The organism is Mesorhizobium maamorense (assembly GCF_044998965.1).
In the GTDB taxonomy this organism is placed as follows: domain Bacteria; phylum Pseudomonadota; class Alphaproteobacteria; order Rhizobiales; family Rhizobiaceae; genus Mesorhizobium.
Map to the genome: position 1 here is coordinate 4,830,001 of NZ_CP173356.1, position 12,621 is coordinate 4,842,621.

A 12,621-nucleotide genomic window follows, 5' to 3' on the forward strand; every position below is an offset into this window, starting at 1 on the left:
CGCCGCTTATCGCGGACGGCCGCAGTGGCCCACCCGACCGGCGCGAGGTTTCCGCGCGCTGGCTGTCGGGGACATTCTTGACCGGCGTGACCTCAAGCGTGCTGATGGGCGTGGCGCTGTTCGCCGCCCTCGACGGGCGCCAGCAACTGGCGACGCCACCCGAGATCGCCGAACTGATCGGCCTTGCCGGCAATGGCGATTCGGGCGAGATGGCCAAGACCACCAGGCTGGTGGCGCCGCGCCAGATCGCCAAGGCCAAGGACCGTCGACGCATGGAAGTGTCGATGGTCACCAAGGTCGGCGACCGCGATGTCATCCACACCATGCCTTTCGTGCAGATCAAGATGGCGCTGGCGGCCGGCCATACCACCAACCGGCCCTACCCGCCCTTCGATCCGATGCAGGTGTTCGGCGACGACGGTGACGACGCATCGGCGCAACCGGCGACGGCCGCCGCTACGCCGGGCCAGATCTACGGCACCAAGGTCGAAAGCGAAATGAGCCTGAAGACCGTCGACTTCCCCATTGAAACAGCTTCCTTCGATGAAAAGAGCGACCTTTCCGCCGATGAGGTGGAAAAGGTAGTGCGCGAGGCCGGCACCGATCTCAGCGACGGCGCCGTCCAGGTCGCTTCGCTCCACTATGTCGACCCGCAGCGATTTGGCGAGGCCTTTGCCGAGAGCATGGCCGGCTCCTACGACGTCAGGATCGTGCCGGAGAACGTTTCGGTCGCGCCACGTGCCAACGCCGATGACCAGGCACCGGCCTTCGCCGAGGAAATCATCCCTTTCACCAAGGATCTCGCCATCACGGAAGCCTTCGCAGATTCGGGCTATACGGGCGAGGACGCCGCCGGCATGGCCGAGGCGATCACCAAGCTCTTGAACGCCCCGGCGCTCAAGGCTGGAACCGTGCTGCGTGTTGGTCTCGAGGTCCGTGGCGACGCCGCCAAGGTCGTGCGCACCAGCGTCTACGATCGGACCCAGCATATCGTCACCATCGCGCTCGACGATCGCGGCCAGTATGTGCCGGCGCAGGAACCGGAGCCCAATCCGGAGTTGCTCACGGCGTTCGATGATTCGTCGGCGCCAGTGGTGGTGCGCGGCAACCTGCCCAACGTCTATGACGGCATCTACCGCGCCGCCTATTCCTACGGCATGTCCAAGGCCATGACGCAGCGGCTCATCAAGCTGTTGGCTTCCGATGTCGACTTCCAGTCCCGCCTCAATCCGGCCGACCGTCTCGAAGTGCTGTTCTCGCAGCCCGACGGCGACGACCAGACCTCGGACAATTCCGAACTGCTTTACGTCTCGGCGACCTTCGGCGGGCAGACGCGCAATTTCTACCGCTTCCAGATGCAGGACGGCAGCACGGATTATTTCGACGAGGACGGCTCGAGCGCCCAGCAGTTCCTGCTGCGCAATCCGTTGCCGGCCGGAAAGTTCCGCTCCGGCTTTGGCGCGCGCAGGCACCCGATCCTCGGCTATGTCCGCATGCATACCGGCGTCGACTGGGCAGCCCCCATCGGCACGCCGATCATCGCCGCGGGCAATGGCGTCATCGAGAAGGTCGGCTGGGCCGGCGGCTATGGCAAGCAGATCATCATTCGCCATGCCAACGGCTATGAGACCTCCTACAATCACCAGAGCGCTTTTGCCAAAGGCATCGAACCGGGCGTTCACGTCCGCCAAGGCCAGACCATCGGCTATCTCGGCCAGACCGGCCTCGCCACCGGCCCGCATCTTCACTACGAGCTGATCGTCAATGGCACCAAGGTCGATCCGATGCGCGTCCGCCTGCCGGTCGGCAAGGTGTTGAAGGGCGAGGACCTTGTTGCCTTCAAGCGTGAACGCGAGCGCATCGACGACCTGCTGAAGCAGGAAGACAGTGATTCGCTGAAGGTCGCGAGCGCCAAGATCGAAGGATAGTTCCTTCGATCCACCCGTCAGTCGCGAGGGTTTTCGGCGGGCCGGCGCCATGGCAATGATTCGCCTGAAATCGTCATCCAGGCGATGACAGCCGAAAGCAGGCAAAGCAGCGCCGTTACAAAGGAAACAGCCGAGAATGCGGCGTCGCTGGCGGCAAGCCGTGCGGCGTCGACAGCCGGGGCCAGTCCGGTCGTCGCCGGTTCACCGAACCCCGGCACGCCGGGCAAGGCGCTGCCATCCAGGGCCTTCGCGTAGACCCAGGCGGCAAGCGACCCCATAGCCGCAACCGCAATCAGGCCGCCTATGCGCGAGACGGCATTGTTGATACCGGAGGCCGCGCCCGTATCCTTGTCTTCCACCGCCGTCATGATCGCGGTCGACAGCGGCGACACCACCAGCGCCATGCCGAACCCCATCAGCGCCATCAGCGGAAATGTTCCGGTCCAGAAATTGTGGATACCGGCATGCGTCAACAAGCCAAGCCCGGCGAAGGCGAAGGCAACCACCAGACTGCCGCTGGCGATCGGAAAACGCGGTCCGATCCGGTCGGACCACTGGCCGACAGGCCCAGACAGCAGTGCGATCAATGCAGACAGCGGCAGGAAGATGAAGCCGACCTCGGCCGTGCTCAGCCCCCAGCCGGCGATCAAAAGCATGGGCAGGTAGAAAAGATTGGCCGACAGCGCGAAATAGAGGAAGAAGGTCGCGAGATTGGCGCCGGCGAAGGCGCCGATGCGAAACAGATTGAGATCGATCATCGGCTCGCGCTGCCGGCGCTCGTAGAAAATGAAGACGAAAAGCAGGACCACGCCGGCAACGATTGCCGAACCCGACATGAATCCGGCAGCCTCCGCGTTCATCGCCGTCAGCCCGTAGGCCAGCAACCCGAAGGCCAGTGTCGCCAGCGCCGCGCCGCCAAGATCGAGGCTGCGCTTTTCGGTCGGCCGATCCGCCGGGATCTTGGCGAGCAGCAGGTAGATCGAAACCAGCCCAAGCGGCAGGTTGATGGCAAATATCGCACGCCAGATTCCATTGCCGAGGGTCGACAGCACGAAACCGCCCAGCACCGGACCGAGTGCCGTGGTCAGCGCCGAAGCGGCGGCCCAGATGCCGATTGCGCGGCCGCGCTCCTTTTTCGGATAGGCCTTGGCAATGATGGCAAGGCTGCCCGGCACCATGATCGCCGCGCCGACGCCCTGGATTGCGCGAAACGCGATCAGCACCGCCGGATTGGGCGCCAGCGCGCAGGCCAATGAAGCGGCGATGAACAGCGCGATGCCGGCGACGAAGGCGCGGCGCAGGCCGAAGCGGTCGCCCGCAGCACCGCCGGCAAGGATGAGCGCCGAAAGCGTCAGCGCATAGGCATTGGATATCCACTGCGCTTGCGCCAGGCTGGCGCCGAGATCGACGCGGATTGCCGGCGTGGCGATGGCAAGGATCGAACCGTCGATGAAACCAAGCGCTGAAGCCAGGATCGCGGCGATCAGCACATAGCGCCGCTGCGACTGCGGGCAGAATGTACCGTTGGCGGTCGGCGGCGGGACGGCAGCGGCTTTGCTCGGTGAATGCATGCAACCTGCATAAACCCGCGGCGCGCCTACAACAACCAGCCAGCGGTCCCGGTCGTTGAAACCAGCTGCGCAGCCACCTGGCCGCATGGGCAGGTGCCGGCCCACGAAGGTGCAAACAAGCGCCGGCATGCTAAGCTTTCACGCGGCATCGGACGGGAGCCGATCAGACTGGGGAGAAAATCGATGAAGCGACCGCTCGAACCATCCCAGTCCGGGCTCCACCGCGTTGTTGGCCTGACCGACGGCGTCTTCGCCATCGCGCTGACCCTGATCGTTCTGGAGATTCGTGTGCCGACGCACGAGGCGATCCATTCCGAAGGCGATCTCATCGACGCTGTTCTGGCCTTGGCGCCGCGCTTCCTGACCTATGCGCTTTCCTTCCTGACGCTGACCATCTTCTGGTTCGGCCAGCAGGCGCAGCATGGGTTGATCACCAGATCCGACAGGCGGCTGGCAACGCTCAATTTGTGTTTTCTCGCCTTTATCGCCCTGCTGCCGTTCTCGACCGATCTTCTGGCCGACTTCCTCGAATTCAGAACCGCGGTCGCCATCTATTGGCTCAATCTGCTGATGCTCGGCGTCACCCTGATCGCCAGCTGGCGCTATGCGGAGAAAAATGGCTTTCTGGCGGATGACGTCGACCTCGAAACGAAACGCACGGTCTACCTTCGCATCGTCAAGGCGCAGCTTCTGTGGGCGGTCGGCGCCCTGCTCTGTCTGGTCACCCCGCTGCTCAGCGTCGGCTTCATTCTCATGGTGCAGCTGATTTATGCCGCGACACCGAGTGCGAAATTGTTGCGCAGGATAATCGGGTAGAGCAATTCCACGAAAAACGTGGCGGTTTCCCGGGAAAAGCGCGCAGCGCTGGAGCGGCTCGGAAGTCCATCGAACACTGAACCGCTCTAACCAGCGACGAACGCCGCATCGTCTCAGTCGACGAATTCCACCGTCACGCCGGGCGAAACCAGCTTGGCCAGTTCGCGGGCATCCCAATTGGTTAGTCGCACGCAACCATGGCTTTCGGTCTTGCCGATCTTCGAGGGATCCGGCGTGCCATGGATGCCGTAGGTCGGCTTGTCCAACGCGATCCACACCGAGCCGACAGGGCCATTCGGGCCGGGCGGAATGGTCAGGACCTTATTGTTCTCGCCCTGTTTGAAATTGATGTTGGGGTTGTAAGTGTAGTTCGGATCGAGCGCGACACGGGACACGGCATGAATACCGGACGGCGACGGCGTGTCGGACGAGCCGATGGTGGCGGGATAGGCCGCGATCAGCTTGCCCGCCGTATCATAGGCAAAGACCTCTTTCTTGCCCTTGTCGGCGACGATGCGAGCCACCGGCGACGACACCAGTCTGCCGAAATTGGCAACCTTGATGATCGTTCCGGGACGGTTGAAATTGGCCTCCGGGTTGAGCGCCTTGAGATAGTTCTCGTCCATGTGGAAGCGCTCGGCAAGCGCTTCCGTGACGGACGTATAGCCCATGCGGTCGAGCTGCGCCTTCTGGCTGTAATCTTCCGGGATCGACGCAACATAGGGACCGGCCGCATCCTCCGGCGTGATCGTGTAGTTGGCCAAGGCATCGCCGCCCGATTGTGCAAGGGCCGCCTGGATGCCGACGGCGTCGGTCGATCGCAGATTGCTGCCGGTGATCTGGTTGTAGGCAGCCAGCGCCTTGTCGACATTCGAACCGAAGCGCCCGTCGATGACGCCAGGCGAAGCGCCGCCGCGATCAAGCAGCACCTGCAGAGCCGCGACATCCTGGCGTGCTCCGAGCGAAAGCGACGGGTCGACCACAGTCTTACCGCCTGCTTTCGGCGGTAATCCCGCCTCGTCTGCAGGCGCCGGCTGCGCGGCGGGAGCCGTGGGCTGAACCGGCTCTATCGAGGCCTCGTTCAGCGGCTGGCGCTTGATGGAGGGCGGCGTTGCCGGCTGGGGCGCTCCCGGATAGTTGTCGTCGTAGACGCCGTCGCCGCCGGGGGCCGGCGGGTAGGCCTCGACGGAATTGTCGCCATAGGGATCATATTCCTGGACGGGCGGCGCGATGACCCGGCCTTCGTCTTCCATCTGCCTGCGGCGGAAGCGTGCCATGTCTTCCGGATCGTCGAGATAGTAGCGGTCGTCGTCGGCGGGAACGCGGCCGAGTTCGCGCAGCCGTGTCTCGCGGCGCAGCGCGCGTCGGTCGAGCCTGGTCTGCGGCGGTTGGATGGCGACGACCTTGCCCGTGTCCGCATCGACGATGACGCGGTTCCCCCTGGCGTCGTAATAGATGTCGAGATTGCCGTCCTGGGCCAGCAGGATGCCGCCGTCAGCGGGGCGGACGACCCGCGGCGAAGCGTCCTCAGTCGGCGCGGCGAACGCGCTTGAAAACGCCAGTCCGGCCGCAAGTGCCGAAAGGGTGAAGATCGTCCGCAACATGGTGGGCAAACTCTCCGGTCCGTAATTGTCGTCGCAGGCGGCTTTCGCGCGTAGCGAATCCTTCGCCAGCGAACCACCGCCCGACCATAAGGTTCCAATATGAACCGGGCATGAAGATGGCGGTTTTCCGGCGCCTCGACGAATATCAGCTAAATGCATATCGTCCAAAAGCGGCCCGGTTTGGGGCGAACGACATGCATAGAACCAAGAGCTAAAGCGCGTCGCCTGAATCCGTCGAACGTGACGCGCTTTAGCCTCAGGCAAGTCCCAGTTCCTTTCGCGCCTGCTTCGTCAACTTCAGGGCGACAAGACGATGGCTCTCGCGCAGGTAATCCTTCAGCGCGCCATCATCCATGCTCTGGCTTGTCTGGCGCTGGATCCATTTCATGCCGCGCGAGGCAAGATAGGGTGCGGGCCGCAAGCCCGGCTGCTCCTTCAGCACATCATAGGCAATGTCGGAGCATTTGAAGGTGATGAAAGGATCGCGACCCTCGCTCCAGCCGCCGATGGCAAAGACCTTGGCGCCGACCTTCCAGACATGGGCGCCGCCCCACTGGACGACATGCGATGTGGCGGGCAGCGAGGCGCAGAAGCCGTTATAGTCGTCCAGCGTCATGCGTGCTCCTGCCGAAAGACGCGGAAAAGCCGCGCGCCCGGCCTGGGCGCGCGGCGTTCAATCAGGCTGCCGCTTCGGTCGCGACGACCGTCGGCTTCGAACGGAAATTCAGCCGGTCGGAGCCGGCAGTCACCTTGACCGTCGAGCCGTCGAGAATCTCGCCGAGCAGGATCTTCTCAGCCAGCGGATCCTGCAAGTCTTTCTGCATCACCCGCTTTAACGGCCGCGCGCCATAGGCAGGGTCGTAACCCTTGGATGCCAGCCAGTCGATCGCCTCCTGGTCCAGCGACAGCGTGATCTTGCGGTCGACCAGCAGGTTTTCCAGCCGCTTGAGCTGGATTTCGACGATGCGGCCCATATCCTGCCGGCGCAGCCGATGGAACAGGATCACCTCGTCGACGCGGTTGAGGAACTCCGGCCGGAACGACGCCTTGACGACGTTCATCACTTCGTCGCGAACCTGGTCGACATCCTGGTCCTCGCGGAGATTGACCAGGTATTCGGCGCCGAGGTTCGACGTCATGATGATCAGCGTGTTGCGGAAGTCGACCGTGCGGCCCTGCCCATCGGTGAGCCGGCCGTCGTCGAGCACCTGCAGGAGCACGTTGAACACGTCGGGATGCGCTTTCTCGATCTCGTCGAACAGCACGACCTGATAGGGCCGGCGCCGCACCGCTTCCGTTAGCGCGCCGCCTTCCTCATAACCGACATAGCCGGGAGGCGCGCCGATCAATCGGGCAACCGAATGCTTCTCCATGAACTCCGACATGTCGATGCGCACCATCGCGCTCTCGTCGTCGAACAGGAAGTTCGCCAGCGCCTTGGTCAGTTCGGTCTTGCCAACGCCGGTCGGGCCGAGGAACATGAACGAGCCGATCGGCCGGTTCGGATCCTGCAGGCCGGCGCGAGCGCGCCGCACTGCCTTGGAAACAGCTTGCACCGCCTCGCCCTGGCCGACGACGCGCTTGCCGATCTCGTCTTCCATGCGCAACAGCTTGTCGCGCTCGCCTTCCAGCATCTTGTCGACCGGAATTCCGGTCCAGCGCGAGACGATGTGGGCGACATGATCGGGCGTGACCACTTCCTCGACCATGCCAGCCTTGCCGTCCTGGGCCTCGGCTTCCTTCAGCTTCTTTTCCAGTTCCGGGATCTTGCCATAGGCAAGCTCGCCGGCGCGCTGGAACTCGCCCTTGCGCTGGGCGATGGCCAGTTCGTTGCGCGCCTCGTCAAGCTGCTTCTTGAGATCGGCGGCGAGCCCGAGCTTCTGCTTCTCTGCCTGCCATTTCGAGGTCATCTCGGTCGATTCCTCCTCAAGGCTGGCGAGGTCCTTCTCGAGCCGGGCAAGCCTGTCCTTCGAAGCCTCGTCCTTCTCGACCTTCAGCGCTTCGCGCTCGATCTTGAGTTGCATGATGCGGCGGTCGATCTCGTCCAGCGCTTCGGGCTTGGAATCGACCTGCATGCGAAGCCTCGAAGCGGCTTCGTCGACGAGGTCGATCGCCTTGTCCGGCAAGAACCGGTCGGCGATGTAGCGGTTGGACAGCGTCGCCGCCGCGACCAGCGCCGAATCGGAAATGCGCACCTTGTGGTGCTGTTCGTATTTCTCCTTCAGGCCGCGCAGGATCGAGACCGTGTCCTCCACCGTCGGCTCCTCGACGAAGACCGGCTGGAAGCGGCGGGCGAGTGCGGCATCCTTCTCCACATGCTTGCGGTATTCGTCGAGCGTGGTGGCGCCGACGCAGTGCAGTTCGCCGCGCGCCAGCGCCGGCTTCAGAAGGTTGGACGCATCCATGGCGCCGTCCGCCTTGCCGGCGCCGACCAGGGTGTGCATTTCGTCGATGAACAGGATGATGCCACCAGCAGCGGCAGTGACCTCGGAAAGCACGGCCTTCAGCCGCTCCTCGAACTCACCGCGATATTTGGCGCCGGCGATCAGCGCGCCCATGTCGAGCGCCATCAGCTGCTTGTCCTTCAGCGATTCCGGCACGTCGCCATTGACGATGCGCAGCGCCAGGCCTTCGGCGATCGCCGTCTTGCCGACGCCCGGCTCGCCGATCAGCACCGGATTATTCTTGGTGCGGCGCGACAGCACCTGGATGGTGCGGCGGATCTCGTCGTCGCGGCCGATGACCGGATCGAGCTTGCCGGCGCGGGCATCGGCGGTGAGATCGCGCGCGTATTTCTTCAGCGCGTCATAGCCCTGTTCGGCATTCGCCGAATCGGCGGTGCGGCCCTTGCGGACATCGTTGATCACCTGGTTGAGCGCCTGCGCGGTAACGCCGGCCTTGGCCAGTATGTCTGATGTCTTGGCCGATTTCTCGACCGCCAGCGCGGTCAGCAGCCTTTCGACCGTGACGAAGCTGTCGCCGGCCTTCTTGGCCAGTTCCTCGGCCGTCGAAAACACCTTGGCCAACGGCTGTGCCAGATAGAGCTGGCCGTTGCCGCCCTCCACCTTGGGCATCGCTTCGAGTGCCGTCTCGATGCCGAGCTTGACGTCGCGGACGCTGCCGCCGGCGCGCTCGATGAGCGACGCAGCCAGACCCTCGTCGTCATCGACGAGCACTTTCAGGATATGTTCGGGGGTGAATTGCTGGTGGTTGCGCGAGAGCGCCATGGTTTGCGCGGATTGGATGAAGCCGCGCACGCGCTCCGAGTATTTCTCGAGATTCATACCTGTCTCCTTCCATCACCGGCCCGCTTTGCGGCACCGGATCAGTTTGCGGTGACGGACCCGCCCGTGAGAGCCGGATCCAGTTGAGGCTGATATGGTGCGCAACCCGCGAACCCTCAAGACGTCTCGATGGCTGCGAAAGCATAATATTCCACGGCCGCGCAAAACGAAAACGGCGGAGATTTCTCTCCGCCGTTCAATGCATGGAAGCGTCGCCGCTCAGTTGTCGATGTCGGCGACCGCGGTGTCGGCGTTGCCATTGTCCGTCGGCGCCGCGACCACCTCGCCAGCGTCGGCATTGTCGTTGCCGCTGGTGATCTGGTCGGCATTGCCGCGCGGGCGGCGCGGACGCCTCGGACGACGGCTGGGACTAGTCTCCGCGGCCGTCTCATTGAGTTCGGCCTGGGCTGCGAGCCCGGCCGGCGACAGGTTCTCGAACAGCGGCGCCGCCTGCTCGACCGGCGCGGCGGATTCGGCTGACGTGACGGCCTCGGCCTGTTCGGCCGTCTCGTTGCGCTGCTGCTGGGCACCCTGCTCGGCGGACGAACCATAATCGCCGCGCTGGCTGTTCTGGCCATAGCCGCCATTGGGGCGGCGGTCGCGATGGCGTCCGCCATTGTTGTCGCGGCCGCCACTGTTGCGCCCGCCATTATTATCACGATCGCGATTATCACGATCGCGGCCGTTTTCCCGGTTCAGCGCGACTTCGGCCGGCATGCCTTCGATAACCGGCTGCGGACCCGCGCCGTGGTTGATCACCGGAACCGGCGCATCCGCAACGTTGTTGCCGGCGTTGCCGACATTGTCGAACTCGTCGCGATCCTCATCGCCATCATCGTCGAATTCGTCGCGATTCTGCTGGACGTTCTGGATCGGCATCTGCGCCTGCGCGGCGGCAATGATGCGATTATAGTGCTCGGCGTGCTGGAGATAGTTCTCCGCCATCACCCGGTCGCCGGAGCTTTGCGCATCACGGGCAAGGGTGGCGTACTTTTCAGCGATCTGCTGAGCAGACCCACGGATCTTCACGTCCGGGCCGTTGCTCTCGTAGTTGCGCGTCAGGGGATTTGGCCCCTTGCGGTTGTTGTTATTGTTGTTGTTGCCGCCGCCGCCATTGTTGTTGCGACCGCGCATGCGCCTGTTCTGCTGTTGTGGCCTCATTCGACTCTCTTCATATTGAAATTTTCGAAAACTCTTCACGAACGGTGGCGCTCATGCAGCCAGCCGTTTCGTTTCTTCACCGGCGTTCGCCCGCATCAATTGCGTTGGCGCCACGTGCCATCCTGTTCCGGTTACATCACTTGCCGGACGATTCCCGCACGAAGCTTGGGCGTGGTTTGCGCAAGAAGGCAGCTATTTCCAAGGAAAACCGAATCGCTAAGAGCACTGCCTGCTTCGTCTCATCCGGTTAACGCGACCCTAGCCGCATTCCCCGGCATTGCCAAGCGGTTTTTTTCGCACTGCGTCAAGGCTTTCCCCGTTGAAAGACAAGAACCCTGTCGTTTCCGCCGAGGTCGCCGAACGCACCAGCGACCGCATAGCCGGACGAGCGAAATATAGCGGTGACCTCGATGTGCTGTGTGTAGCCGATCTCGACCGCAATCCTGCTTCCGGCTTCTAGAAACTTAGCCGCCTCAGCGGCGATGACCCTGTAAGGGGCCAACCCATCCGCGCCGCCATCCAGGGCCAGGCGCGGGTCGAAATCCCGGACTTCATCCTGCAGATTTCCGATGTCCTCCGATCGTATATAGGGAGGGTTTGCGACAATTACATGGTATCGACCAGAAACTTTTTCGAACCAGTCGGACAGCAGCGCCGTGAACCGGTCGCCAAGCCCCAATTGCGCGGCATTGCGCGTTGCCGTCCTCAACGCCCCTTCCGAGAAGTCGACCCCGGTGGCAATCGCTGCCGGCACGGCGCTGAGCAGCGCCAGCGCGATGGCTCCGCTGCCGGTTCCCAGATCGAGGATGCGGCACTCGCCCTCGCGCATGACGGTTGCCCTGACAAAGGGCAGTATGGCCTCGACCAGCGTTTCGGTGTCGGGCCGCGGCTCCAGCGTTTCCGGCGACAGCGACAGCCGCAACCCGTAGAACTCCCGATAGCCCAGGATGCGGTGCACGGGCTCGCCGCCCGCGCGGCGCCTCAAGGCGCGGTCGATCTGGACAAGAGCGGCGGCATCGACCGCATGTTCGGGATCGGCAATGGCCTGCGTGCGAGTCGTACCTGAAAAGTGCTCCACGATCAGTCTTGCATCGAGCGCCGGATTATCGACCGCCGCCAAGCGCGCTCTCGCTTCCCGCAGCAGCGGCCCCAGCGCCTGGGGCAAAGGATCAGCCATCGAGGCCGATATCGGCGAGCAGCTTCGACTGGTGGTCGGCGATCAGCGCGTCGATGACTTCGTCGAGTTCGCCCATCATCACCCGGTCGAGCTTGTAGAGCGTCAGGTTGATGCGATGATCGGTGACGCGGCCTTGCGGAAAATTGTAGGTGCGGATGCGCTCTGAGCGGTCGCCGGAGCCGACCTGAGACTTGCGCGATTCCGAGCGCTCCTCGTCGGCCTTGCTGCGTTCCAGGTCGTAGAGCCGGGCCCGCAGGATCTGCATGGCCTTGGCCCGGTTCTGGTGCTGCGATTTCTCCGCCTGCACCACCATGATGCCGGTCGGCAAATGGGTGATGCGCACCGCCGAATCGGTGGTGTTGACGTGCTGGCCGCCCGAGCCCGACGCGCGCATCGTGTCGATGCGGATGTCTTCGGCCCGGATGTCGATGTCGACTTCCTCCGCCTCCGGCAGCACGGCCACCGTGGCCGCCGAGGTGTGAATGCGTCCGCTGGCCTCGGTCGCGGGCACGCGCTGCACCCGGTGGACGCCGGACTCGAATTTCAGATGCGCGAAAACCCCCTTGCCGGAAACCGTGGCGATGATTTCCTTATAGCCGCCGGCATCGCCCTCGCTGGCCGATACCGTCTCGAACCGCCAGCCACGCGAAGCGGCATAGCGCTCATACATGCGAAACAGGTCGCCGGCGAACAATGCTGCCTCGTCGCCGCCGGTGCCGGCGCGGATTTCCAGGATGGCGTTCTTGTCATCGGCCGCATCCCTGGGCAAGAGCAGGATCTGGATGTCCTTCTGCAACGCCTCAATGCGCTCATCGACGCCTGGCAGGTCGGCCTCGGCGAGCGCTCGCATCTCGGCATCGGTGCCCTTGTCGGCGAGCATCGCCTCGAGATCGGCCTGCTCCTGCTCGGCCGCACGCAAGGCTCTGACTTTGGCCACCATCTCCTGGAGCTCGGCATATTCCGATGCCATCTTCACATAGGCATCCGGCGCCGGGCCGGCCGACATCTGCGCTTCGAGCATCTCGAAACGCTTGACGACTTGATCCATGCGGTCGCGGGGAAGGGAGATCATTGTAAAGG

9 protein-coding genes (1 of these 9 only partly in view) are annotated in these 12,621 nt (G+C 63.7%); 2 read left to right on the top strand and 7 right to left on the bottom strand.

Annotated features, from left to right (window positions below):
- Nucleotides 1-1,928, top strand: the 3' portion of a protein-coding gene (locus ACIU1A_RS24140) for a M23 family metallopeptidase (RefSeq protein ID WP_404925447.1). The gene continues 43 nt to the left of window position 1, outside the view; only the last 1,928 of its 1,971 coding nucleotides appear in the window; the start codon falls outside the window, past its left edge; it ends in the stop codon at nt 1,926-1,928.
- 17 nt (nt 1,929-1,945) lie between these two features.
- Here the strand turns inward: ACIU1A_RS24140 and ACIU1A_RS24145 are convergent, their stop codons facing one another.
- Nucleotides 1,946-3,499 (bottom strand): MFS transporter, encoded by a 1,554-nt coding sequence (locus ACIU1A_RS24145; protein ID WP_140513831.1) that lies wholly within the window; start codon nt 3,497-3,499, stop codon nt 1,946-1,948.
- A gap of 183 nt (nt 3,500-3,682) precedes the next feature.
- Between ACIU1A_RS24145 and ACIU1A_RS24150 the strand changes: the two genes are divergently transcribed.
- Nucleotides 3,683-4,315, top strand: a complete 633-nt coding sequence (locus ACIU1A_RS24150) for a TMEM175 family protein (RefSeq protein WP_404925448.1) — start codon at nt 3,683-3,685, stop codon at nt 4,313-4,315.
- 113 nt (nt 4,316-4,428) lie between these two features.
- Here ACIU1A_RS24150 and ACIU1A_RS24155 read toward each other — a convergent pair whose 3' ends face one another.
- From ACIU1A_RS24155 to prfA, 6 genes are all read right to left on the bottom strand, one after another.
- A complete protein-coding gene (locus ACIU1A_RS24155) occupies nt 4,429-5,919 on the bottom strand; it encodes a L,D-transpeptidase family protein (protein ID WP_404925449.1) in 1,491 nt (496 codons plus the stop codon).
- 256 nt (nt 5,920-6,175) lie between these two features.
- A complete protein-coding gene (locus ACIU1A_RS24160) occupies nt 6,176-6,535 on the bottom strand; it encodes an MmcQ/YjbR family DNA-binding protein (RefSeq protein WP_140500941.1) in 360 nt (119 codons plus the stop codon).
- Nucleotides 6,536-6,596: 61 nt separating this feature from the next.
- Entirely contained in the window at nt 6,597-9,203 is a 2,607-nt protein-coding gene (gene clpB / locus ACIU1A_RS24165; protein WP_140560201.1) for an ATP-dependent chaperone ClpB, read from the bottom strand.
- 219 nt (nt 9,204-9,422) lie between these two features.
- On the bottom strand, nt 9,423-10,364 hold the full coding sequence (locus tag ACIU1A_RS24170) for a DUF4167 domain-containing protein (protein WP_404925450.1): 942 nt from the start codon (nt 10,362-10,364) through the stop codon (nt 9,423-9,425).
- 304 nt (nt 10,365-10,668) lie between these two features.
- Nucleotides 10,669-11,541, bottom strand: coding sequence for a peptide chain release factor N(5)-glutamine methyltransferase (gene prmC, locus ACIU1A_RS24175; protein WP_140685843.1), 873 nt, complete (start codon nt 11,539-11,541; stop codon nt 10,669-10,671).
- Complete coding sequence (prfA, locus tag ACIU1A_RS24180; protein ID WP_140558173.1) at nt 11,534-12,613, bottom strand: peptide chain release factor 1; 1,080 nt, start codon at nt 12,611-12,613, stop codon at nt 11,534-11,536. The genes prmC and prfA overlap by 8 nt, the downstream gene beginning before the upstream one ends.
- Nucleotides 12,614-12,621 lie beyond the last annotated feature (8 nt).